Here is a 21,658-nt window from a genome sequence, read left to right as displayed (position 1 = left end):
TAGATACCAATGACTGAAGTAATAGACTTTAACCAGCTAAGAGAAGGACAAAAAGAGGAAGTCAGACGCGGAAGCCGCCACACCGCTCAAGAGATAATGGCGAAGCGTCGAGCCAGAGAGAAAGAGGATAGAGACAGAAAGCGTCGCTTAACTCTGGAGGCGTGGGAAGCCGAAGACCAAAGAAGACCCTACATTAACCCAATGGATAGGATGTCTGCGGAGGAGCACGCAAAAATTAAACAAATGGTAAAACTCTCTAAAGAAAGGTCAGCACAAGCCAGAGAGGACGCTAGGAATAACGCCGCCGCTCAACGTGAAGCCGAAAGACTAGAGACGCTAAGGGGACGTAATAGAGAAGCCCTGGAGCTCACCAGAATTGAAGTGTCCCAGTTAGAGGAGCGCATGAATAAGAAATTTGACTTGATATTGGAGAAGTTAGAAAATGCCAGCAAATAAGACAAGTAAACAACCAGATGAGACACCCAAGCAGTTAGCCCAACCTTTACCTGTAAGTAGGGCGATGACGCTACGGGAGGAGATAGACAGACACCTTAGCCATAGACCTAAGAAGACCCCCTTGGAGTTAGAGCGTGAAGCCGAGGCTAAACGTAAGAAGCAGATAGCTGAGGAATTTAGTGATGAGCTTATAGACATTATTTCTACTTACATTCTTAACCTACGGGCTAAAGAGCTATCGGCTTGCGTGAATATCCTAGTTGAAGCGTTATACACCCTAGAGAAAAGTGGATGCGACATCAGTAAGATATCAACTGGTACGTCCCTTAAAGACCGTTTACATAGCTGGCTACAGCAGGAAGATAGGCTTAACTTTGGTATGGCTCTATTAGTTCGTGCAGGATTGGTAGAGCGAGGATAGAAGGTTGTGAAGTGGGTAAACTTACCAGGGTACGACTATGATTGTTTAGAGTCTGACTTGGAATATGTCTACTTTATCCGTCAAGGAGATACAGACGCATTCAAGATAGGACTTACAACGGTTGACTCTGTTAAGCGGCTTCTAGCACTCCAGACAGGAAATGCAGAAGAGTTATCCTTAGCCCACGTTATTTATTGCTTTGAGTTTCACGCGCAAGACGTAAAATTATTTTTACATTACACATTACACATTGTCCCACCGAAGAATCAGAGGCGAATGGTTCGATTTAGGGGACAGTTATTATTACTGGCTAGCCGAGTACGGAAGCAACCTTCAGCTATTTAAAGGGTTAGAATAAAGAGGTATAACTTATAAGCATTACGCAGTATGCGTTACTAAGTTTTTAAAGTTATTCATTATACGCGAGGCGAAGCCTCAACGGAACGAAGTTCCTACGCGAAAAGACCCACCTACAAACTACTGGGGGCAGTAGAAAGTAAGTGGGAATTTTTGTATGAAGTAGCACTCGCTACGCTTGTTTATGTATATATTTATTGCTTATTCTTGACCATTATTTAGGGACTGTCCTACTTTGAGTAAAATCTGAGTAAAAGCAGCTATTAACGTCCTTGTCGCAAACCTGTAACTCTCGCTGTTTTTGACATACGGAGATATGCGGATGGCGAGAATCGAACTCGCAAGGCGTGAGCCACACGCCCCTCAAGCGTGCGTGTCTACCAATTCCACCACATCCGCATGATGGCGATCTTTAATTTATCACACAATTTACATCTCGCGCTAGAGTTTTGCATCGCGATCGCGGTTGAGAGTTACAGTGCAATAGATTAAAGCTGCTGACGACGATCTTTGACAATTTCCATGAATTTTTGACGCTGTGGTAAGGTAAGTATTTCTCTGGCCGCCAACATACTCTCAAAGCGCAATTGTTCTATTTCTCGACGCAACACAATTAATTCTTGATTTTTGAGCCGAACTAACGCTGCGGGTTGTGCTCCTGCCATCATTTGTGATAGTTGTTGCTGAAGTGATTCGAGCTTGTCTTTACGCTTACCTATTTGTTGTTGGTAGTCTCGACGAATGCGGTTAATTTGCTGTTTTTGTTGTAGAGTAAGATTTAATTGTTCTAATAAACTTTTAGCGCTATTGTCTCGATCGTCTTTATTTTTTCGGAGCTTCTGATGGGGAGAATTTACAGTTGAAATAGAAGCAGAATTCACTTTTTCGGATTTAGAATCAACTATTGGAGCGGAAGTCGGCAGGGTGAATACAACTCCAACAGCGAGAGGTACAACTAAAGCCGATAACAGTAAATGTTGCCATCTAAGCATAATTTTTCTCTGAGACAGCTAGAGATATTTAGCGAGCAGATACTGATAGAGCTGGCTGGGGTGAAGCTTGCTCGAGAGAGCTGCCGGAGCTTCCTTCGGCAGATTCATGAGCTGGCTGTAGCTTAGGCAACAACCAATCCATTTCTGGTTCCTCTAAGATTTCCAAACTCCTAGCTTTTAAAGTTTCGTTCCAGCTATTGACCAGAAACTCCTCTAATTCAATCGCTTCTACAGCTAATTGAGGTTTTTTGAAGCTTAAACTGGCTGCAGATAATAAACAGCCAGCCGCGATCGCGCTATAGATTCCCCACCGATAATCGAAGTGCAATCGCGCCTTTTCTCTAGGTTCTTGACTCAGTTTTTCCATCAGTTGCAGATCGAGGTCTGCTTTAGGATTGGGAGCGGCAGGACGATTATCTCGTAGAAAATCAACAAATTTCCGATTGCGGTTATTTGGAGGTACAGACATAATTTATCATTTTATTAAAAAAAAAGCTTAGTTGACGATTAATCTCGAGTAATTAGAGCGAGATCCCCTGCTGGATTAAAAAGTTTTTCATTGAGTTTCTCGCGTGAAACAGCCGAGATTTTACGGTTCCTATGGGAATATCTAAAATTTTAGCGACCTGTTTTTGCGGCAGATCTTCTAAATCGTGTAACACTAGAACTGCACGATGATCGAAGCTTAAATTCTCTAAGCCTCTCTGTACTAAATCTTGATAGTGTAGCTGCATAATATCGGGAGAAGTTTGAAGGTTACTCGAGCTATTGGGTGAGTTAGATTCTTCTTCATATGAAGCTAGTTCGACAAGATTGCCCCGTTCGCGATTTTTTGCTAGTTTGCGTCGACGATCGATCGCCACATTCCAGCAAATACGATACAGCCAGGTGGCAAAATGTTCGTTTTTTCTGAGTTTAGGTAAACCTTTCCAAGCTTTGATAAATACTTCTTGTACGAGATCGTCTAAAAGTGAACCACCACACAATTGATAGAGAGTCGAACGCACCCGTTGCTGATAGCATTGATAGAGCAAATAAAAACTGGCGCGATCGCCTCGTTGACAGCGTAAAATTAATTCTAATTCAGTTTTAGAATCGAGCTTATGGAGAGATTTTAAATCTTTTGAGCTAGCTTGTTGGCTAGCGAACACCTCAATCATGTTCGTTAAATATTTAGTTTTGTTTTATAGACTTAAGTTCAGTACTTTTGGTTCAAAAAGGCAGTTGAGAATATTTAGATAGCATATCGGCAGGATCTCGGTAAATAGCGAAACATCCTGCTTCTGTTAGTTCTTTCTCGCTAAAGCCGCCACAGAGAACGCCAATAGTACGAAGAGGAACTTTAGCTGCGGCGATCGCATCATAAGGACTATCTCCGACCACAATTACTTCACTTTTGTCGATACCATCAAGTTTACTTAAGGCAGCGATAAAAATATCTGGTTCTGGTTTGGATTTGTCTACATCGTCTGTAGAAGTAGCACTTTCGATTAAATCTTCGATTTTGAGTATCTGCTTGTAGTGTTCGATAGTTTCTTGTCTGGCAGAAGATGCCAAAACTATTCTTTTACCGTCTTCTTCGATCTTTTCAAATAATTCTCTAACTTTAGGAAAAGGACGTACCCGTGCGAGAAGATGTTCTTGATAATATTGTTTGCGGTAGCTAGAAATATCGTCATAAAACTTTTCGTATTCCGACTGAGAAAGTAGCTCGCCGATAATATATTCGCTACCTTTACCAATCTGCTGTCTTAGCGTTTCAAAGGAAAAATCGTAACCGTATTGTTTAAATGCTTCTACCCAAGCTTGGGCGTGCAAGTCAACCGAATCGACTAAGGTACCATCTAAATCGAAAATTATCGCTTTAATCATTGAATTTGCGAGCGAGTGCCAATCTCGATTAAAACTCTATTTAATTTTTTAATCATCCTCTAAAAGCTAGAGATTGATTCTAAGCAGATGATAGAGAGTAGGCAGGAGCGATTATGCCGTTAAAGTGAGGATAAGCAACTGTGTCACAATTATTACCAAATAGTCGTAAATTGTCTCGACGATCGACTCTTAACCATCAACAGGAAATACTACCCAAAAATGTTCGGGAACGAACTTAACCCTGGATTAAATTATTTATTGCCCCAACCAAACGCTCGATTTCCTCTGGTAAGGTTAAATAATGAACGCAGGCGCGAATGCAGTCGGGGTTGGCAATCGTCCTTAAGAAAAATCCTTGCTTTTCTAGAGAACCAACTATCTTTTTATGTTCGATGTTGGCTATTTGAAAAGAAACCAATCCTGCTTGGGGGGGAGAATTTTTCAAACAACTAACCCGAGAGATTTGTTGTAGGCTTTCCCATAACTGTTGACTAGATTTACAGATAGCTCGGTAACGTTCTTCGGGAGTTTCCCAACTGCGATGAACGGCAATCGCGCTACGCAATCCTTCATATTCGGGATATGCTGAAGTAGCCACCTCAAACTTGCGTCCGTCGCGTTTCCAGGCTGCGGGTTGCCCTTGAGAATTAGTTTCTACACTGCGCCAACCAATAAAAGTCGGTTGCAAGCGAGCGAATGCGGCTTCGCTGATATAAAGTCCACCAACTCCAGCCGCACCACAAAACCATTTGTGTCCCGTAAAAGCGTAGTAATCTACCCCCGATTCTGGCAAGTTTAAAGCTAGAGAACCTGCAGACTGTGCTGCATCTGCTAAGACGCGAATCGGTTGATGATTGGCGGGATAGTTATGACAAACTTCGACTATTTCTTTTAAGGGCAATACCTGTCCTGTATTCCACAGTAAATGACTTAAAACTACCAAACGAGTATTAGAGGTCAAATGCTCTTGGATGACTTCTACCGCATTTCCGCCATTGAGAGTATCTAAAATCGGACAGATAGCAATTTCTACTTGAAAACGCCGCGCAATTTCTTCAACCGTAGCAATGACTCCGGGATGTTCGCAGTCCGTCATCAACAGGCGATCGCCAGGCTGCCAATTGGTTCCCCACAAAGCGATATTACAGCCTGCAGTTACATTTTCAGTTAGAGTAATAGTTGCCGCCATCGTACCCAATTCCTCTGCCAATGACTGACGCAACCATGCCGCTCTTTGATTCAGCCAAGCATTAATTTTTTCTGAAAAAGGTCCTACTTCTTGAATGTATTGATGAGTTTCTAAAATTGCCTCGATCGCAGCTTGAGGCATGGTACCCTGACCGCCAAAGTTAAAATAAAATTTATTTTTAAGTCCTGGAAATTGCTCTCGGTGTTTTTTTAAATCTATTTTGGGTAAACTATTAATCATATTAAAGTAGCTCGGTAGCGAACCCTTGTTAGTATATCTCGACTTGGAGAAGACAACAGCAGTCGATCGACATCAACTGGCAAAAAATCCAGCATTGGCATGGCAACCTCATATTCGGTATTGGTTGGTAACGAAACAATGCTGTTAACAGACCATCTTTTACTCAATTACAAACGCTGTCGCCGCCGCACTTTCTTGGATATTTATGGCAATCGAGAGCGACGAGATCCAGAAAAAGAATTTTTACTTAAATTAAAAAGAGAAAATCAAACTCACATACATCAGGTTTTGGCAGCGCGATCGCAAACTTACCAACAACCTGAGGTATCGAGGCAAGATTGGCAACTCAACTCGCAACAAACAGTTGCTTTGATGGCTGAGGGAGTAGATTGTATTTATGGTGGCATTTTAGCGATTAACTGCACGGAATGGCGATCGCAACTCGATCGCAATATTAGTGAGCTAGGATATAGTGACGACTGGGAAAGTGTCTTGGGCAATTTAACCTTTTTGGCTACTCCCACTTTACTGCTCAAACAGCCCGGATTTTCCAAATTTGGCAATTGGCAATATATACCCGTCAATATCAAACTAGGTCGTCGTCCCAAACCAGAATATAAATTAATTGCTGCCTATAACGGACAAGTTCTAGCCGCCATTCAACAAGCAGTACCTCTGAAGTCTCAGTTAATTTTGCGTCAAAGTAACGATTACAGCATTAATTTAGAATACTGGCTACCTAAAATGCAGCTGACTGTAGCTGATTGCTTGCAAATCTTGGCGGTAAAAGCTCAACCAGAAGTATTTATTTCTCGACAAAAATGCAGTCTTTGCCATTGGTATACTTACTGTTATAGTGTGGCTCATGCTCAGCAGCATCTGTCCCTAGTTCCTGGAATTACTCCCAAACGCTATCAATATTTACAAGCAATGGGAGTTAATAGTTTAAAATCTCTAGCCGCAGTTGCACCATCCCAGCTTGAAGAGATTATGGATGACGATAGTGCCGATCGCTTGAGACAACAGGTAACAGCAATTATCGAGCAGCGAGCCATACTAAGATCGAGTTATAGTTGCCACAACAATAATATATTGCTTCCTACTGGGGCAATCGAGCTTTATTTCGATATCGAAGCCGAACCAGAACGCCAAATTGATTATTTACTGGGAGTTTTAGTGGTCGATCGCATTCACGACAAACAGCAGTTTTATGGTTTTTTAGCCGAAAGTCTCGAAGATGAAGGCAAAATTTGGCAGCAGTTTTGGAATTTTGTCTCTCAATATCCAGACGCGCCAATCTTTCACTATTCCGAATATGAGGTAGATACCGTCAAACGATTGGCAAAATTATACGGAACTTCTAAAACAGAATCTAAAGCTCTACTTTCTCGTTTTGTAGATTTGCACCAGCAAATAATGGAGTCGGTAGTTTTTCCCGTCGAAAGTTATTCTTTAAAATCTCTAGCTAACTGGATCGGGTTCAACTGGCGCGAAACTGAGTCTAGCGGCGATCTTAGTGTCTGTTGGTATGATAACTGGTTGGCTACAGGCGATCGCGCTTGGTTAGAGTTAATTTTGCGCTACAACGAAGATGATTGTCTGGCTACCTATCATCTTAAAGACTGGCTAGTAAATTTTTTAGCCTTAACAGAAAAAGTTAAGTAGTGAAGCTTTCTATAGACCTCTTGCATGAATAGTCAGAAAATGAGAAAAGTAGGACAGTAGCGCGATCGCGAATAAAAATATGACCTACGAACAAATCAAAAATTTGAGAGCCAAAGAATTTAAGCGTTTATGTGGGGTCAAGCCTCAACTGTTTAAAAAGATTGGTAGAGCTATTAAAGCAACAAGTACCTGAATCGAGAACAAGAGGCGGTCAACCAAAACTGAGTATCGAAGACCAATTATTAATGACCTTAGAGTATTGGCGAGAGTATCGAACTTATTTTCACATAGCTCAGTCATGAGGAGTTCATGAATCGACAGTGTGCAGAATAGTTCATCGAGTAGAAGAGCGATTAATTAAATCAAGGAAATTCAGTTTGCCAGGAACAAAAGGACTTTCATCTTCTGAAAGGGAATGGTCAGCAGTAATTGTGGATGTGGGCGAAAGTCCGATTGAGCGTCCTATTGATTTGTTCTAAAATAATTGCAACTATCAATGGGACTTGAATCGATGCCAAAATCACTCATTTTGAAGCTTTATTTGAGTTCAGAAGAACTAAAACAGCGTTATCGAAACAGTAGTGACCCAGTGGAACGTTCTCATTATCAAATCATCTGGCTTTTAGCTAGTGGTAAAACTGTGCCAGAAGTAAGTAGTATTACTGGCTATAGTACAAAATGGATTTATCAGTTAGCTAGTCGCTATAACCAATCAGGAGCGCAAGGATTAAGCGATCGCCGACATCAAAATCAAGGATATGCCTTACGTTCAGTCTCTTTTCAGTCACCAATTTTTTCCATTATGCCGGGTTTTACGTCTGCTAATGCTCCTCGCTCCCGATGGCGATGTCATGCTTGGGCAGGGCCCGGCGAATGCGGAGACGCCATTCGCGACCGACTGCCCATTGTTGCGCTGGTTCGGTCTGAATAGAGGTCTTGAGGATCATACCTTTGTTAGAAATTCTGTCGATACCCAGCACTGTCGGTTCGGTCAACATTGTGCTGTGCCATTCGGGGTCGTTGTAAAATGTTTGGGCCATTTCTTTAAGCACATCCAGGCATCTGTCAGGGTCAGCTTCATAAGCCACATTAATACTGAAAGATACCCGCGACCAGTTACGGGTTGAATTTTTTACCTGGGTGATGCTGCTGTTGGGGATGCTCACCAGCTCACCGTTGTCGCTGCGCAGTTGGGTAATCCGCAGGTTGAAGTTTTCGACCAAACCGGCGGCGCTACCAATATCGATCACATCGCCAACCGCATACTGATCTTCCGCCAAAATAAACAAGCCATTTACCAGGTCTTTCACCAAGTTTTGCGAGCCAAATGTAATTGTTAGACCCGCCACACTGGTGATGGCGATCAACGACACGGTAGAGACCTTTAGAAAGTGCAGAGCCAACAGGATCCCAATCAGCAACAGCAACTGTTAAAACCCGCAAATTACGACGCTTGATATCCCCAAACGCCATCAGATTTCCCAAATATAGCCCTTCTCGTTCGGTGGCGAAGTGGTCAATCAGATGACGGCTAATTCGAATGGCAAGACCTATAAAAAACCAAACAGAGAGCAGGCCGACAATGACTTTAAGCGGCTCACCAATGGGAGAATTAAGCAGTATATAGGGAGATACCCAAGCTACCCAAGCTACCCCGCCATACCAAGCTAAAATAACGAGCCAAAACAGCAGCCACTGGATAAAGTCTAGGATTGAGAGTCGGCGGTCTAGGGTAGAGGTCTGCTGTAGCTCCCGCAGAAGATTAGCTCGCTTTTGCTCAACCTGTCTGCGGATAGTCTCTGGACTGGCTTTGGTTTGGAATTCTTCAGCTGAAGAAGCGTGCTCTACTTCGGCGTTAATGACTTTTTTGCGCTGTCGAAGCTGTTTTTGGCGTCGCGAAATCGCAAATTTTAAGCCAAATACAACCACCGACAAAATTATTAGGGAAGAAACAATAGTGTTGACCCGCTGTCTGCTTTCGGGCAGATTTTCGAGCCCGCTGCGCAGATCCTCTTCCAAGGCGTCGCGCCATTTCATCGCTAGCTCATCTACCGGTACGCCAGCGTAGTTATCATCATATTCTGTAACCGTTGCTAGAATTAGAGGTTCAGGAAATTCGGCGTCTCTAACGTCGATAACCGGTAAATTGTGGAGCATAGATACCTCGAACACCAAGGACTCTGGGTCCATAGGGCGCTTGATTAAAAGCAAGAGCTTATCCTGGATTGCTGCGGCCCGCTGCTCTACAGGCATTTGCTCACCAATGCTATCGGGGCTACGATCGTAAACGGTGGGTGAGGCGATTGTGAATAATTTTCGACTGCTCAGGGGAGATTTGACCACGATCGCTTCAATATTGCCGTAGCGAGTGACTCCAGACGATGGGTCGGCGGTGTCTTCTAGGGTCAAATCTTCTAATAGTAAAAACTGGGCTGAGCCAGGTTGACCTGCTGCAAAGCTTATTCCTAGAGCTAGTAAAAATGCCAGGATAAAGCTTAAGAGTCGAGCTCTAAGAATAGACATAGACTTTGAATTGATTTTACCTTTCATTGTAAGCGTCCTTCAGGGCCTCACGGGGTGGCAACATAGTCAAAAGGATGAAACGATAAGCTTTTTAGCTCTGATACCCTGTTGATAAAAAGGCAGCTTATTAGGAGTAAGTATCATTAGTCGTTCAACCCAACAGTGACACATTTGAAAATTCTCAATCCACAAACTACCGTATAAACCTATCCAAAAATTGCTATGCCTTTTATCTTTTCTCTGATTTTCTTTTAAGCGACAGATAAACTCTCAGGAGTTACGCAGTTGGTGAAAGAGTTAACCAAGGAGAAGCCAAATAGGAACAAACCGCCTCTCGGACAATACTAATTTTGGCTTCATACCAACTGATGCCCGTGTTGAACCAGTGATTTTCTAAACGTAAAAAGGCACGAATTGCTAAACCAATGTGGTTGCGCTGAGCGCGAGAAGAGAGTACTTGAGCCTTTTCGACTCCGCAACATTGCTTGAGTCCTCGATGATACTCTTCGAGCGCTCATTCAAACTCAGCATACTGCAATCTTTGAAGGGGATTCATTTGTAGGTTATTAGTAGCCCAGTAATCAATGTCACCAACGGACAGCTCACGGTGCTGAACTAAATTCAGCACCCGTGTCCTTGTCTATGGCAACTAACTTGAATAACTTAATCAAGCCATAACCTTTGAGATGAACAATAGTTCCCGTTTCACTCAAGTTAACTTCGTCTACTCGACGATTGCCAAGGCGCTCGGGATTGACCAAGCGATTGCGCTTCAGTCGAGTCAACCAAGTCCAGCCATAACTGCGAATTAACTTGAGATTGTCTAGAGCACTGAACCAACTAACGAGTAGTTTTGGCACTTGACAGAGAATCTGTTCACGTTAGCCAAAATTTAACAGTTCCTCAAGGCATACATTTAGTTTGGATGCCGCCCAAATCTCCAGAACTTCAGCCAGCCGAAAGGTTATGGCCTTTGACCAACGAAGCGCTCGCCAATCAAACTTTTGACAATCTCGACGGTTTGGAGGAAGTTATCGTTCAACGATGCCGTACTTTACTTCGGCAGCCAAAATTGGTTCGAGGATTGACTAACTATCATTGGTGACCTGAAGATTGAATTTAATTGGGCATTTAAACGGATTTGATATTACTAATTTTTCTTGGTGGCCACAGTCTAGTTTGACAACAGCAATTTAATTAGAACTAATCAAACGGACTTCATATCATTCGCTGCTTGAAAATTTTTTGGATTCTCGCTTACCCATATCGTAATCGTCGCCGTCGGTTTGGGTTACGCTTTAACCTAATTGCTGGGTTGTATAATTACGGTTTAGATTTAGCGATCGCCTCTGGCACTGCGCGGAGCGCAATCGCCTGATTCATGCAAGAGAGATGCCATGAACTAGCGTTCACAACCCAAGAATGAAAATAGAGTCCTCAACGAATTTGCGTTGTTTCAGCTTCTATTTTCAAGTCAGACACCATGCGCGATCGCGCACAACAAAGAAATGAAAATCTGGTACACTTCCTTCCAGGCAGTTGATCTAGTTGATCTAGAGGTCGAATCGATATTAGTGCTAGGAGCCTGAAAGTCAGACGGATCGGGATGCCGATACCTAGCTTCAGTTTAGGAAACACGTAGAGGAGAATCTCTAATTAAGGGCATCTGATTAGCTGCCATTTTAGATATGAGGAACTCCAAAATGGAAGTTAACTACAATCATGGTGCGGGTTTAGATGTTCACAAGAAGTCTGTAGTCGCTTGCTATCTCACCGCCGACCCAGGAAGTGAACCAGTGCGTCAAACAAGTAGCTTTGGTACCATGACCCAAGAGTTGTTGTCACTTTCCGACTGGCTTTTGGCTCATGGAATTACTCATGTGGCGATGGAAAGCACTGGAGAATATTGGAAGCCAGTATACAATCTCAAAGATAGCCAACTTCACCGTTTTGGTGGTCAATGCCCAACACATTAAAAATGTGCCTGGGCGTAAAACTGATGTTAAAGATGCTGAATGGATTGCCGATTTATTACGTCACGGCTTATTAAGAGGCAGCTTGATCCCGCCCCTACCTCAACGAGACTTAAGAGATTTAACTCGCCAACGTACTAACCTGGTCCGAGAGAGAGCAACGGTAATTAACCGTCTTCAGAAGGTGCTGGAGTGGGCCAACCTGAAACTTGCTTCCGTAGTCACCGATGTAACGGGTGTCTCTGCTCGGAAAATGCTCAAGGCGATCGCTCAAGGGGAGACAGATACCCAGACTTTGGCTGAATTAGCTAAGGGACGTTTGCGTCGGAAACTCCAGGAATTGAAACAAGCTCTTTTCGGTCAACTGCGCTCACACCATCGCTTTTTAATTTCCAATCACTTAACTCATCTCGATTTCCTGGAAGAGCAAATGGCTGTTTTTGATGCTCAAATTAGCGAACAGATCCGCGCACAGACCACCTCGGGACAACTGGAAGTAACAAATGCACTGCTCTCAACTGAGTCAACCGAACAAAACTTATCTCAACTAGAAAATTTATCCCAGAGCTGGGAACAGGCTGTTGTTTTATTGGATACCATTCCTGGGGTGGGACGTCAAACCGCAGAGTTGTTGCTGGCGGAAATTGGTATGGACATGAGTCGATTCAAAAGCGAAGCTCACTTAGCGCTCGTGGGCTAAACTCTGTCCTGGTAATCACGAAAGTGCGCCTTCTGCGTTACTCTGGTCGAACTGGTCAGGGCAACCGTTGGTTACGCAGTGGTTTAATTCAAGCAGCTCACGCTGCCGTGAGGTATAAAGGTACCTATCTCAAAGCAGTGTATCAACGTTTGGTTCGACGCCGAGGTCAAAAAAAAGCCATTATTGCTGTTGCCCATAAGATTTTAACGGCGGCTTACCATATTTTATCGAAACAGGAGCCTTACAGAGAATTAGGGGAAAATTATCTAGACCAGCATCGTACTGACAAAATGCTCAATCGCTTACGCCATCGCATTGAAAAACTTGGCTACCAAGTCTCTCTGGAGCCTAAACTCAAAGGAGCTGGTTAAGCTGCGATCGCTCCTGACTGATAACCCTACCTCAAGATCAAGTTTATTTTCAGAGGAGAGGAGGTCTTATGAATCTAGTTCAGATTTTAATTCAATCAATTTTTCATCAACCAAAAACCTGCAAAAGATTCTGAGTCAGGCGAAGACTGTACCGCTAAAAAGTGTACGCCGTTAGCCTGTTGTTTTGCAGCTTCAAATTGTTTACCTTCTTCGACAGTAGCACGATTGGTTAAATTGAGTAAAATCCAACTGTCACTTAAACCGGTTTCTAACTGTAGTTGAGGACGTATATCGGTTTCGAGCTTTAAAAAACCCATTTCCAAACCAGACATCCAAGCAGCGAGGGGAATGGCGCGGGGAGAAAAAATTATCAAGCCAGGAATTTTGGTACTGGGGGAAACATCCGCTATGGATATGGAAAAAGATTCTTCAAATGCAATCTCCCATTCGTCCATCTCGTCAAAAGCAGCTGCTTCTAAATTGACAAACATCCATTTATCACTCCTGTCACCCCTTACCGCATCGGGGAGAGGAACGGCATTGGAAACGGGATACTGCACCGATATAGATTTGGCAGCTTGGGGATCGTACCCAGTCTGATTGGGATAGACTCGTTCCATTCTCTCTTCAATCCAATTTTGTAAAGCATAAGTACGACGACTGGGAAGGGGAACGATCTCGGCATCCTCACAAGCTTTAACGATCATGTTGTTCATTTGGCGACGAAAGAAACGGATTTTTTGCGGTGGAGTTTGAGCCTTGGCGATCGCTCTGGCAATGGCTTCTCGCAACCAAATTGAATTTACTGTCTTACTCGAACAGTATTCAGCATACTTAAATAAAGTATCGGGCGATCGCTTTAAATTTGTGGGACTCTCGCAAATTAAAACTTCCCAAAGCTTTTTACCTTCATCATCTAGAACTGGACGAGAATAATAATCTAGTTCCCAAATAGTTTTACTCATAGCGGTTAATTATGCTCGATCGCTTTTATATTCACAGTATTGAGTATATTGATTAGTGGACGAACAGCCAAATTTGAAGTGGAGTAAACTCTAGTAGTAGCAAAAGCAACGAAAATTACTACTTAAGATTTAGTTTGAACTAATTTTTGACGAAGTGAAAGTCAGCCCTGCCCTAAAATGATAAGGTACTGTTCACATTTAAATCATTTTATGGATGCCAATTTTGGTTGACCTATGGCAAGATGAGATTGTGCCTCTATCTATCAAAGGGAATATTTAAAAATTATGAGTGAACCATTTTACTTTGCTAACGGTCAACAAGCTCATAACGCCGACGGTTTAATTAAATTATGCCAGCAATTCCCCTCCGAGAGCAGTCAACATTTAATCGGAGAAGATTTTGAAAAATGGCTGACTTATATTGGTGAAACCAAACTCGCACGGTTTGCTACAGAGGCGCGTCAATCTAATTTGGACAATCGCCAGAAGCTGACAGAATTTTTGACTAAGTGCGATCGCTACAAAAATTTGCCATCACCTGAAGATAAACTGGCTATAGAAGAAAGACCGGGCAATTTCGTGGATGCGATTAGAAATTTCTTTAAGCCCAAAAAAAATAAAGTCTAAATATTTCCAGCTCTTAATTTCTAAATTTTTTGGTAATAACACTATTAATTTAATTTAGCATTGACCGAGTTTGACGGTTTGGCACTATATGACCTGCAACCCCCTAACTCTTTGACATAAACTGAATTTCTGGAATTAGGGGATCTTTGACGATGCCAATTCCCTGATAACCCCAACGTTGCAGAACTCCTTTAACTTGAGTGGGAGAAACGGATTCTACCGTTAAGCGATCGCTCATAGATTTGCCATGAGTGTTGATGTAACTTAAAGCCTCGTGATCGGCTTGAAATAATAGCAAATAGCTAACCTCATCGGCGCGATCGTTTGGTATGCGGGCGACTAAGTATTTACCATTTTGTTTGGAACGAATTAAATAATTAATTTGTAACAGCATTTTTATTTACTTCAAATCTTCTAATTGAATCCGAGGATCGACAGCTTTTAGGAGCAAATCTGCCAACAAGTTACCAATAATTAACATTGCCGCACCCATCATTAAACTAGCCATCACTAAGTATTTATCTTGGGCAGTAACTGCTTGAAGAGTCAAAGTACCCAAACCGGGCCAGTTAAAGAAAAACTCGGCAATAAACGAACCGCCCAACAAACTAGCAAATTCAAAACCAATTATGGTGATGAGAGGATTGATCGCATTGCGTAGGGCATGAACGTAAATAACTTTATTTTCGGGCAGTCCTTTAGCACGAGCGGTTTGAATGTACTCTTGTCGCAAGACATCCAACAGTTGTCCTCTAGTGAGGCGTTGTAGCCCTGCAAAACTAGTAATACTCAAAGCAATAGTCGGCAAAATCATATGCCAACCAATGTCTATTATTTTACCAAAGGGCGTTAATTGCTGATGATAGATACTGGTCATACCTCCTACTGGAAAAAGAGGAGAAGTGTACTGAGCAAAAATGAGTAATGCCAAAGCGGTAATAAAGCTAGGAAAACCCTGACCTAGATAGCTCAATACTCGCAAAACTTTATCCAAAAGACTGTTTTGATGGACTGCGCTAATAATTCCCAAAGGAATTGCAATTGTCCAGGTAATAATAATTGAAGAGACGGCGAGTAATAAAGTAGCGGGAATTCTAGAAATTAGTAGCTCGGAGACGGGACGAAAGTAAACAAAACTAGTCCCAAAATCAAAGCGGGTCAATACTCTGACTAACCAACGCCAGTATTGTACCAACGGAGGCTGGTCTAACCCAAATTGCTGATTCAGTTGCGCGATCGTTTCTGGCGATATTTGAGGATTTTCTCTTAAGGTATCGAGGTAGTTACCCGGTGCTAGCTGAATGATTGCAAAACATAAAGCAGAAGCCAAAAACAAAGTCAAAACTGCTTGGAACAGTCGCTTGAAGATATATAGAGTAGTCTCGCCCGTCAACAAACTCTTGATGCCGGTAAGTGGCGAATCTGAACCCTTGGTGATACTTCTACTACTATTCATAGGTAGAGGGTCAATAAAAATTTACTATATTCTAGAAATCTAGAGTAATTTAAATGTTTTAATTTTAATCTGCAAACGAAAGGATTAGACCTAAGTTTGTTTTCTCTACTTATTTTAGTTTTTGACTTCTAAATTTTAGGTTTTTATCGTGGGATTTCTAAGCGAAATAAGCTGCAATCCAGAATAGGCTATCTACTAAAATCGTGCTCAATACCGCTCCTGAAAATGCCCACCAGTGAAGCTCTTTTTGCTTTAAAGACCAAAAACCCACTAACAGCAAGATGTTTACCAGAACAATTGCCCAACTAATACCCCAAAGAGATTGAATTTGAGTTAATGCTCCTCTGAAAATTGGCGAAGCTAACGCTGGTTCTACTCTCATCAATTCGCGCCAGTAAGGAATTAAATCAGTTAGGTAAAAATACAGGTCGGTAATTGCGGTTCCCAATAGAGAACCCAAATAAAAATAGTTGCCGACTAATCCCCAACCCCGCCAGATACACCAGAGAGCAAAAGGTACGCCAATGGATTCGACGGGAATATGAATCAGGGGTTCCCAACGCAACCAGCCCCAGTAAATCGAACCTGCCAGCCAACTCCAGCTAAATCCTAAGATGATATCTCCCCACCATTTGGTTTGAGGGCGACGATATAAACCCCAACCCAATCCCAACCAAACTAAAGTCAGAATTAAGCTCAGTTCGGGAAAGGTTCTAACTATCGGTGCTTGCAAAAATACGGGTATAGATACTAAAAAAGAAGCCCCACCGAAAACTCGCCAAGCTAGGGTTTCGCAACTATGATACGAACTAAGGTTAAAAACGCTTTCAGTTGTAGGTCGAGTGGAACAATCGGAGCTAGAAGAACACGACACGGGCAAATAAATAATTAAATGGACTTGAATTGCTAAAACTATTAATCAATCGCAGAGCGATTATTTTAAGTTTTGTTACTTATCTTCACATTAATTCACGATATCATAGTTTTTTGAAAAGAAGATCGCCCCTGAGAACTAAAATAATAATCTAAATAATAATCTTGAGTGGAAATAAACTAGCATAAAGAAAAAGTATATCGACCCGATCGCTTCTTTTAGCATTTAATTTAGATTTTTTTTGTTTTTTTTGCTAATTTAAGCGCAAAAATCCAGATTGCGACTTCGCGAGCGACTACGATCGCCGTAAGAAATTGTTAAGCTCTTTTTAAGATTTCTCTTTCGCTCGCTTCAAGGGTTTAAGCTACCTAAAATAACCTAGAATTCTCTGGGAGTTATGTTAGTAGCGTCATAGACCGCCCAATTACTAATCTGCCGATTTTTAAGAATCGCTTCAGCTCCATTAACTTCGGCTTCCGTACCCTCTACTACAATGACATAGCTACCTTGAGATAAAAGCTCTTGATAATGTTTAGCTTCTTCTTCGGGAATACCCCAGCCAATTAGAGCGCCAACTAACCCTCCTCCAGTCGCACCAATACCGCTACCTAATAAAGCATTGCCTAATATTACTCCTGCTTCTACTGCAGGTCCGACACCTGGAATAGCCAAAATACTCAAGCTGCCAATTATACCTAAAAAACCACCAGTTGCCGCTCCCATGCTTGCCCCCAAACCAGCACCACCTTTAGCACGATCGCCAACTGATTTTAATTCCACTTCTCCATTTGCTGCCTCACCTTCAGCAGTTTTGGCGATCGCCGAAACTCGATCCATATTAAATCCAGCATCTCGCAATTCGATTAAAGCTTTCTCGGCTCTAGAATGAGTAGGAAAAGTACCGACAGCACGTTTGAATTTATTTGCAGTCATCTTTGTTTGTTCTCCGCTGTTTGTTTTGTCGAACGCTTCTATTAATACCTCAAATTTTGCCTCGGCTTGGGTCTGTCTTGGAGTTAGCTTCCTCGCTAGTCGCGTCATCGCTAAATTCTGTTGCGGCAGTATATAGAACAAGGAACGCTGACGGTGAGTAAAGGATTTTCAGGCTCGAGGGCACTAAATACCGTGCCGTCTTCGAACGCCAAACTCTCTGCCCTAGTGGTTAAAAACAAACCACCGAGCTCTAATCTGGCATTCGCACCGAATTGTGCGATTTTTTGGGTTTCTTCACCGATAGTAACCTTAGTTTCGGTATAATTGTCTGCTTTTATCGACAATAAATATTAAATATACTTAAGGGATTACGAACGGCAGTCTTAGCTAGTTTTAATTTTTAATAGCGATCGCTCCGAGCTGGGTTTGACTGGGTAGATCTCATCTACGCTGAGAGCAGTTCTCTTACCAAGGAATGGTAGTATATTTAGTTAGCATTTTGGATAAACTTAAAGTTTGCCAGCGATTAAATCAAGTGCATTTCCTAGATAAAGACCATTTAAAATCTGTGGTCTAACTAGCTAGTTATTAACCCTCAAAAGAGCTGTTATTTTCGTCGGTATAATTTATGACAACTTACTATTACGTTTTAGCCAGCCAAAAGTTTTTGTTGGAAGAAGAGCCTTTAAACGAAGTTATCGAAGAGAGAAAGCGTAACTACCAAGAGCAAAATAAAGAAATCGATTTTTGGTTGGTCGAACAGCCCGCGTTTCTAGAAACCGATGAATTTGCCGAAATTAAATCTAAGGTTCCCCAACCTGCCGCAGCGGTTATTTCCACTAACTCTCAATTTATTACTTGGTTGAAACTCAGATTGGAGTACGTACTAACGGGAGAATTTGAAGCTCCTTCCTCGACTTTTTAAATAACATAAGCTTTTATGAATTTAGCGGAACTGAATTTTCATGCCGATCTAACAGAATATTTAATAGAATTAGATCCTGTAGAATGTTTATTGGGTTGCTTCGGTCGAAGATTTATCAGTCAATTGGATTTTATATTTAATAATATAGTCAACCAAAATGATAATCTCACCGGGACAAAAAGTGAGAAACCGATTGTGGGCGGTAGGGGAGACGATTGGTTAAAGGGAGGCGAGGGTCGAGAGCGGCTCATCGGGGGAAGGGGAGACGATACTCTCTTCGGCTATCGTGGGAATGACAAATTAATTGGTGGCGAGGGAGACGATTGGTTAGAGGGAGGCGAAGGTCGAGATTCGCTCATCGGGGGAAGAGGTGAAGATATTTTTGCGATCGCTCCAGGTTCTACTCTCGATACCGTCAAAGATTTTCAGGCTGGAAAGGACAAAATTGGACTAAAAGGCGGCTTGACCTATTTCGATCTCTCTATTATTCAGGATAAGAATAACGTTTTAATTAGAAATACTAAGACCGACGAAGCTTTATTAGATATAGGCAACTCCAAAATCGAGCAATTTAGTAAAGCAGACTTTGTCCTACCGATACCGGATATCGAGCGACTTGTTATTTTTGGCGATAGTTACTCCGATACCGATATTGCTGATAATTCAGGAAATTTATACGATTTACTAAATGGAATATATCCACCTAGTCCCCCTTACTTTAAAGGTAGGTTTTCCAATGGTCCAATTTGGGCCGATATTCTCAATTCTCGCTTCGATCCTGCCGAAGTTGAAGTTCGTAGCTTGGCTGTGGGGGGTGCCCAAACAGGGCGTGATAACAACAGTGAAGTTGATTTTAATGTAGATTTACCTGGCGTTCTCGACCAGATCGAAAACTTTGTTGATGAAACAGATCCGGCGGATATTACTGCTGATGACGCTTTTGTAGTTTGGGCGGGAGGCAATGATTTTTTTGGCGTTTTCGAGGAAGCTGAAAATCCGGTAGAGGTAATATCTGAAGCAGTAGGTAACATCGCTACTGCAGTTACAACTTTAAGCGGTATAGGTGCCGAGACAATTGTCGTCCCCAACTTGCCAGATTTAGGATTGCTACCTCTTACCAACAGTGCTGGTGTAGGATTTTTAGCAACTGAGGCTACTATAGCTTACAATCACGCATTAGCAGGAACTATATCCAATCTCGAGCATAAATTAGACCTCGATATCATTGAATTGGATCTTTTTAACCTAACAGAGCGAATTGAGGTAAATCCAGAGGAATTTGGTTTTACCAATATTAGCGATCCCCTTCTCGGTAACTCTACGGCGGCAAATCCCGAACAGTTTCTGTTTTGGGATGAAGTTCACCCTACAACCCAAGGACACGAAATTATTGCCGATGTTTTTCAAGCCACTTTAGTTGCTAATATAGGTGCCAACTCGATCGCCAGTCTTTGAAAAAACATGATGCTGTTTAAATTGGGTGACAAGCAGGGAATTAAAGCCGTTACGGTTGCAGCGATCGCTTTTTTTCTCACTACGTTATTTTTGACTCTCCATCGCCACTTTACTTTTTATTCTTCTTACGACCAAGGGATCTTCAATCAGGTTTTTTGGAATGGCATTCATGGTAATTTCTTTCAAAGCAGTCTTTCTTCTCAACTCTCGACTAATGTAGTTCATAGCGGTGAAGTTCCTGCCGTCGATTATCATCGTCTCGGACAGCATTTTACTCCTGCTTTGCTGTTGTGGTTGCCAATTTATTATCTGTTTCCCCATCCAGCCACCCTAACCGTCTTGCAGGTAACTTTTGTCACAGCTGCAGGTTTAGTCTTGTATGCCTTAGCAAGAGTTTATTTACAGCCGGCGATCGCTCTTTTAATTGTCATTAGCTTTTACTGTGCCAATGCCGTTTTAGGACCGACTCTGGCTAATTTTCACGATATTTCTCAAATTCCGCTATTTATCTTTGGGTTGCTCCTAGCAATGGAAAAACGCTGGTGGTGGCTATTTGGCATTTTACTAATCTGTATCTTGGCAGTTCGTGAAGACAGCGGCATTACTTTATTTGGGGTAGGGGTGTATCTAATTCTCAGTCGTCGCTATCCTCGTCTGGGTTTGGCTGTTTGTAGTTTGAGCGTGATTTACATTATCGTTCTGACCAATTTAGTCATGCCCTTATTTTCCGACGATATTGCCAAACGATTTATGTTGGAAAGATTCGGGCAGTATGCCGAGGGCGATGAAGCTTCGACCATAGAAATTATGGTTAACATGATCCGCAACCCAGGATTGTTGCTAGTCGAGTTATTTACCCCGTTTTTCGGTACGGTTAAATATTTACTGGGACAGTGGTTACCTCTAGCTTTTGTACCCGCAGTAGCCCCTGCTTCATGGGCGATCGCTTCTTTTCCCCTACTGAAGCTACTTTTGGGTAAAGGAGAATCGGTGTTGGCTATTTCTCTGCGTTACGCCATGAGTGTTACCCCCGGGTTGTTTTATGGGGCAATTTTGTGGTGGGCAGGACAGGGATTTGGCAACCTCGACAAACCTGTGGCTAGTTGCCAACCGCGTCGGCTTAGAGGCGGATTTCGTCGTTTTTGGATTATCTGCATCATTCTGTCTTTATTTTTCACCATTACTTCTAACCCCAGTCGTACCCTTTACTTCTCGATTCCCGACTCGATCCGACCCTGGGTATATGTTTGTGCTCCGGAACAATGGGCGAGAGTGCCGCAAATTCGCTCGCTTTTAGCTAAAATACCTGACGATGCCAGCGTTTCGGCTACTACCTATTTAATTCCCCATCTTGCTAGTAGAAGAGAAGTCATTCGGTTGACCGGACTAGAAATAAAAAACGATCGCCAAGAAATAGAGCGCGTAGACTATATTATCGCCGACCTCTGGCGGCTGCAACGCTATCAAAATGCCTTTGAAGACGATCGCCACAGACTTCAAGATTCGATCGTTTTATTTGACACGCTGACTGCTCGTCAGGAATACGGCATCATCGGCTTTAATAACGGCGTAATTTTGTTACAAAAAAATGCTACCTCTCTACCAGAAGCAGAGGCAGCCTGGCGAGCTTACCTCGAAGCAATCGCGAGTCAAGAATAGGAAAA

General features: G+C 42.5%; 25 protein-coding genes, 1 tRNA gene and 2 pseudogenes. 13 read left to right on the top strand and 15 right to left on the bottom strand.

Annotation, left to right across the window (positions count from 1 at the left end):
• Positions 1-9: 9 nt before the first annotated feature.
• Both ACLFKQ_RS11305 and ACLFKQ_RS11300 read left to right on the top strand, forming a co-directional pair.
• On the top strand, positions 10-456 hold the full coding sequence (locus ACLFKQ_RS11305) for a hypothetical protein (protein WP_448999912.1): 447 nt from the start codon (positions 10-12) through the stop codon (positions 454-456).
• Positions 443-877, top strand: a complete 435-nt coding sequence (locus tag ACLFKQ_RS11300; RefSeq protein ID WP_448999911.1) for a hypothetical protein — start codon at positions 443-445, stop codon at positions 875-877. Before ACLFKQ_RS11305 ends, ACLFKQ_RS11300 begins: the two co-directional genes overlap by 14 nt.
• Before the next feature lie 674 nt (positions 878-1,551).
• On the opposite strand, the gene ACLFKQ_RS11295 is transcribed toward ACLFKQ_RS11300, so the two are convergent.
• The 6 genes from ACLFKQ_RS11295 to ACLFKQ_RS11270 all read right to left on the bottom strand — a co-directional run bounded on the left by ACLFKQ_RS11295 (position 1,552) and on the right by ACLFKQ_RS11270 (position 5,527).
• Positions 1,552-1,633, bottom strand: a tRNA-Leu gene (locus ACLFKQ_RS11295).
• Positions 1,634-1,722: 89 nt separating this feature from the next.
• Positions 1,723-2,226 (bottom strand): Spy/CpxP family protein refolding chaperone, encoded by a 504-nt coding sequence (locus tag ACLFKQ_RS11290; RefSeq protein WP_448999910.1) that lies wholly within the window; start codon positions 2,224-2,226, stop codon positions 1,723-1,725.
• A gap of 28 nt (positions 2,227-2,254) precedes the next feature.
• Entirely contained in the window at positions 2,255-2,695 is a 441-nt protein-coding gene (locus tag ACLFKQ_RS11285; protein WP_448999909.1) for a hypothetical protein, read from the bottom strand.
• A gap of 52 nt (positions 2,696-2,747) precedes the next feature.
• On the bottom strand, positions 2,748-3,386 hold the full coding sequence (locus ACLFKQ_RS11280) for a sigma-70 family RNA polymerase sigma factor (RefSeq protein ID WP_448999908.1): 639 nt from the start codon (positions 3,384-3,386) through the stop codon (positions 2,748-2,750).
• Positions 3,387-3,438: 52 nt separating this feature from the next.
• On the bottom strand, positions 3,439-4,098 hold the full coding sequence (locus ACLFKQ_RS11275) for an HAD family hydrolase (protein WP_448999907.1): 660 nt from the start codon (positions 4,096-4,098) through the stop codon (positions 3,439-3,441).
• A gap of 235 nt (positions 4,099-4,333) precedes the next feature.
• Positions 4,334-5,527, bottom strand: coding sequence for an aminotransferase class V-fold PLP-dependent enzyme (locus ACLFKQ_RS11270; protein WP_448999906.1), 1,194 nt, complete (start codon positions 5,525-5,527; stop codon positions 4,334-4,336).
• Positions 5,528-5,665: 138 nt separating this feature from the next.
• On the opposite strand from ACLFKQ_RS11270, the gene ACLFKQ_RS11265 reads away from it, so the two are divergent.
• The 3 genes from ACLFKQ_RS11265 to ACLFKQ_RS11255 all read left to right on the top strand — a co-directional run bounded on the left by ACLFKQ_RS11265 (position 5,666) and on the right by ACLFKQ_RS11255 (position 8,123).
• Positions 5,666-7,192 carry a TM0106 family RecB-like putative nuclease gene (locus ACLFKQ_RS11265; RefSeq protein ID WP_449000343.1) on the top strand — a complete coding sequence of 509 codons (1,527 nt, stop codon included), beginning with the start codon at positions 5,666-5,668 and terminating at the stop codon, positions 7,190-7,192.
• 131 nt (positions 7,193-7,323) lie between these two features.
• Entirely contained in the window at positions 7,324-7,494 is a 171-nt protein-coding gene (locus tag ACLFKQ_RS11260) for a helix-turn-helix domain-containing protein (RefSeq protein WP_448999905.1), read from the top strand.
• A gap of 194 nt (positions 7,495-7,688) precedes the next feature.
• Positions 7,689-8,123 carry a helix-turn-helix domain-containing protein gene (locus ACLFKQ_RS11255; RefSeq protein WP_448999904.1) on the top strand — a complete coding sequence of 145 codons (435 nt, stop codon included), beginning with the start codon at positions 7,689-7,691 and terminating at the stop codon, positions 8,121-8,123.
• On the opposite strand, the gene ACLFKQ_RS11250 is transcribed toward ACLFKQ_RS11255, so the two are convergent.
• The 3 genes and pseudogenes from ACLFKQ_RS11250 to ACLFKQ_RS11240 form a co-directional block, all read right to left on the bottom strand.
• Complete coding sequence (locus tag ACLFKQ_RS11250; RefSeq protein WP_448999903.1) at positions 8,014-8,472, bottom strand: mechanosensitive ion channel family protein; 459 nt, start codon at positions 8,470-8,472, stop codon at positions 8,014-8,016. The two genes, ACLFKQ_RS11255 and ACLFKQ_RS11250, sit on opposite strands and share 110 nt — an antisense overlap.
• On the bottom strand, positions 8,426-9,715 hold the full coding sequence (locus tag ACLFKQ_RS11245; protein WP_448999902.1) for a hypothetical protein: 1,290 nt from the start codon (positions 9,713-9,715) through the stop codon (positions 8,426-8,428). Before ACLFKQ_RS11245 ends, ACLFKQ_RS11250 begins: the two co-directional genes overlap by 47 nt.
• A gap of 277 nt (positions 9,716-9,992) precedes the next feature.
• Positions 9,993-10,554, bottom strand: a pseudogene (locus ACLFKQ_RS11240) (IS701 family transposase); the annotation flags it as partial.
• A 14-nt stretch (positions 10,555-10,568) separates the two neighbouring features.
• Between ACLFKQ_RS11240 and ACLFKQ_RS11235 the strand changes: the two are divergent.
• The 4 genes and pseudogenes from ACLFKQ_RS11235 to ACLFKQ_RS11220 all read left to right on the top strand — a co-directional run bounded on the left by ACLFKQ_RS11235 (position 10,569) and on the right by ACLFKQ_RS11220 (position 12,759).
• The gene (locus ACLFKQ_RS11235; protein ID WP_448999901.1) at positions 10,569-10,820 is read left to right on the top strand and encodes a transposase; all 252 of its coding nucleotides are present in this window, start codon (positions 10,569-10,571) and stop codon (positions 10,818-10,820) included.
• 583 nt (positions 10,821-11,403) lie between these two features.
• A pseudogene (locus ACLFKQ_RS11230) lies at positions 11,404-11,821 on the top strand (IS110 family transposase); the annotation flags it as partial.
• Between the two features lie 120 nt (positions 11,822-11,941).
• Entirely contained in the window at positions 11,942-12,388 is a 447-nt protein-coding gene (locus ACLFKQ_RS11225; protein WP_449000342.1) for a transposase, read from the top strand.
• Positions 12,389-12,411: 23 nt separating this feature from the next.
• A complete protein-coding gene (locus ACLFKQ_RS11220; RefSeq protein WP_448999900.1) occupies positions 12,412-12,759 on the top strand; it encodes a hypothetical protein in 348 nt (115 codons plus the stop codon).
• A gap of 95 nt (positions 12,760-12,854) precedes the next feature.
• Here the strand turns inward: ACLFKQ_RS11220 and ACLFKQ_RS11215 are convergent, their stop codons facing one another.
• Positions 12,855-13,724, bottom strand: coding sequence for a Tab2 family RNA-binding protein (locus ACLFKQ_RS11215; RefSeq protein WP_448999899.1), 870 nt, complete (start codon positions 13,722-13,724; stop codon positions 12,855-12,857).
• Positions 13,725-14,009: 285 nt separating this feature from the next.
• On the opposite strand from ACLFKQ_RS11215, the gene ACLFKQ_RS11210 reads away from it, so the two are divergent.
• Positions 14,010-14,351: a hypothetical protein gene (locus ACLFKQ_RS11210; RefSeq protein WP_448999898.1), complete on the top strand. Its 342-nt coding sequence runs from the start codon at positions 14,010-14,012 to the stop codon at positions 14,349-14,351.
• A gap of 103 nt (positions 14,352-14,454) precedes the next feature.
• Here the strand turns inward: ACLFKQ_RS11210 and ACLFKQ_RS11205 are convergent, their stop codons facing one another.
• The 5 genes from ACLFKQ_RS11205 to ACLFKQ_RS11185 all read right to left on the bottom strand — a co-directional run bounded on the left by ACLFKQ_RS11205 (position 14,455) and on the right by ACLFKQ_RS11185 (position 17,958).
• Positions 14,455-14,745 carry a hypothetical protein gene (locus ACLFKQ_RS11205; protein WP_448999897.1) on the bottom strand — a complete coding sequence of 97 codons (291 nt, stop codon included), beginning with the start codon at positions 14,743-14,745 and terminating at the stop codon, positions 14,455-14,457.
• A 6-nt stretch (positions 14,746-14,751) separates the two neighbouring features.
• Positions 14,752-15,807: an ABC transporter permease gene (locus ACLFKQ_RS11200; protein ID WP_448999896.1), complete on the bottom strand. Its 1,056-nt coding sequence runs from the start codon at positions 15,805-15,807 to the stop codon at positions 14,752-14,754.
• A 157-nt stretch (positions 15,808-15,964) separates the two neighbouring features.
• Positions 15,965-16,681, bottom strand: a complete 717-nt coding sequence (locus ACLFKQ_RS11195; RefSeq protein WP_448999895.1) for a DUF3120 domain-containing protein — start codon at positions 16,679-16,681, stop codon at positions 15,965-15,967.
• Between the two features lie 378 nt (positions 16,682-17,059).
• Entirely contained in the window at positions 17,060-17,614 is a 555-nt protein-coding gene (locus ACLFKQ_RS11190) for a hypothetical protein (protein WP_448999894.1), read from the bottom strand.
• A 110-nt stretch (positions 17,615-17,724) separates the two neighbouring features.
• Positions 17,725-17,958: a hypothetical protein gene (locus ACLFKQ_RS11185; RefSeq protein WP_448999893.1), complete on the bottom strand. Its 234-nt coding sequence runs from the start codon at positions 17,956-17,958 to the stop codon at positions 17,725-17,727.
• A 284-nt stretch (positions 17,959-18,242) separates the two neighbouring features.
• On the opposite strand from ACLFKQ_RS11185, the gene ACLFKQ_RS11180 reads away from it, so the two are divergent.
• Genes ACLFKQ_RS11180 through ACLFKQ_RS11170 form a run of 3 tightly spaced genes read left to right on the top strand, consistent with a single transcriptional unit; the run spans position 18,243 to position 21,653 of the window.
• Complete coding sequence (locus ACLFKQ_RS11180; RefSeq protein WP_448999892.1) at positions 18,243-18,539, top strand: MgPME-cyclase complex family protein; 297 nt, start codon at positions 18,243-18,245, stop codon at positions 18,537-18,539.
• 15 nt (positions 18,540-18,554) lie between these two features.
• Positions 18,555-19,994 carry an SGNH/GDSL hydrolase family protein gene (locus tag ACLFKQ_RS11175; RefSeq protein WP_448999891.1) on the top strand — a complete coding sequence of 480 codons (1,440 nt, stop codon included), beginning with the start codon at positions 18,555-18,557 and terminating at the stop codon, positions 19,992-19,994.
• Positions 19,995-20,003: 9 nt separating this feature from the next.
• Positions 20,004-21,653 (top strand): DUF2079 domain-containing protein, encoded by a 1,650-nt coding sequence (locus ACLFKQ_RS11170; RefSeq protein WP_449000341.1) that lies wholly within the window; start codon positions 20,004-20,006, stop codon positions 21,651-21,653.
• Positions 21,654-21,658: the final 5 nt, after the last annotated feature.

The sequence above is a fragment of the Myxosarcina sp. GI1(2024) genome (assembly GCF_053543375.1).
This window is presented reverse-complemented; position numbering and strand designations above follow the sequence as displayed.

Bases quoted from the DNA above. Each gene is read 5' to 3' on its own strand.
- ACLFKQ_RS11225 (WP_449000342.1), top strand. From the start codon at position 11,942: ATGCTCAAGGCGATCGCTCAAGGGGAGACAGATACCCAGACTTTGGCT.
- ACLFKQ_RS11175 (WP_448999891.1), top strand. From the start codon at position 18,555: ATGAATTTAGCGGAACTGAATTTTCATGCCGATCTAACAGAATATTTA.
- ACLFKQ_RS11275 (WP_448999907.1), bottom strand. From the start codon at position 4,098: ATGATTAAAGCGATAATTTTCGATTTAGATGGTACCTTAGTCGATTCG.
- ACLFKQ_RS11285 (WP_448999909.1), bottom strand. From the start codon at position 2,695: ATGTCTGTACCTCCAAATAACCGCAATCGGAAATTTGTTGATTTTCTA.
- ACLFKQ_RS11210 (WP_448999898.1), top strand. From the start codon at position 14,010: ATGAGTGAACCATTTTACTTTGCTAACGGTCAACAAGCTCATAACGCC.
- ACLFKQ_RS11215 (WP_448999899.1), bottom strand. From the start codon at position 13,724: ATGAGTAAAACTATTTGGGAACTAGATTATTATTCTCGTCCAGTTCTA.
- ACLFKQ_RS11270 (WP_448999906.1), bottom strand. From the start codon at position 5,527: ATGATTAATAGTTTACCCAAAATAGATTTAAAAAAACACCGAGAGCAA.
- ACLFKQ_RS11200 (WP_448999896.1), bottom strand. From the start codon at position 15,807: ATGAATAGTAGTAGAAGTATCACCAAGGGTTCAGATTCGCCACTTACC.
- ACLFKQ_RS11245 (WP_448999902.1), bottom strand. From the start codon at position 9,715: ATGTCTATTCTTAGAGCTCGACTCTTAAGCTTTATCCTGGCATTTTTA.
- ACLFKQ_RS11205 (WP_448999897.1), bottom strand. From the start codon at position 14,745: ATGCTGTTACAAATTAATTATTTAATTCGTTCCAAACAAAATGGTAAA.
- ACLFKQ_RS11305 (WP_448999912.1), top strand. From the start codon at position 10: ATGACTGAAGTAATAGACTTTAACCAGCTAAGAGAAGGACAAAAAGAG.
- ACLFKQ_RS11190 (WP_448999894.1), bottom strand. From the start codon at position 17,614: ATGACTGCAAATAAATTCAAACGTGCTGTCGGTACTTTTCCTACTCAT.
- ACLFKQ_RS11180 (WP_448999892.1), top strand. From the start codon at position 18,243: ATGACAACTTACTATTACGTTTTAGCCAGCCAAAAGTTTTTGTTGGAA.
- ACLFKQ_RS11300 (WP_448999911.1), top strand. From the start codon at position 443: ATGCCAGCAAATAAGACAAGTAAACAACCAGATGAGACACCCAAGCAG.
- ACLFKQ_RS11280 (WP_448999908.1), bottom strand. From the start codon at position 3,386: ATGATTGAGGTGTTCGCTAGCCAACAAGCTAGCTCAAAAGATTTAAAA.
- ACLFKQ_RS11255 (WP_448999904.1), top strand. From the start codon at position 7,689: ATGGGACTTGAATCGATGCCAAAATCACTCATTTTGAAGCTTTATTTG.
- ACLFKQ_RS11170 (WP_449000341.1), top strand. From the start codon at position 20,004: ATGCTGTTTAAATTGGGTGACAAGCAGGGAATTAAAGCCGTTACGGTT.
- ACLFKQ_RS11290 (WP_448999910.1), bottom strand. From the start codon at position 2,226: ATGCTTAGATGGCAACATTTACTGTTATCGGCTTTAGTTGTACCTCTC.
- ACLFKQ_RS11265 (WP_449000343.1), top strand. From the start codon at position 5,666: ATGCTGTTAACAGACCATCTTTTACTCAATTACAAACGCTGTCGCCGC.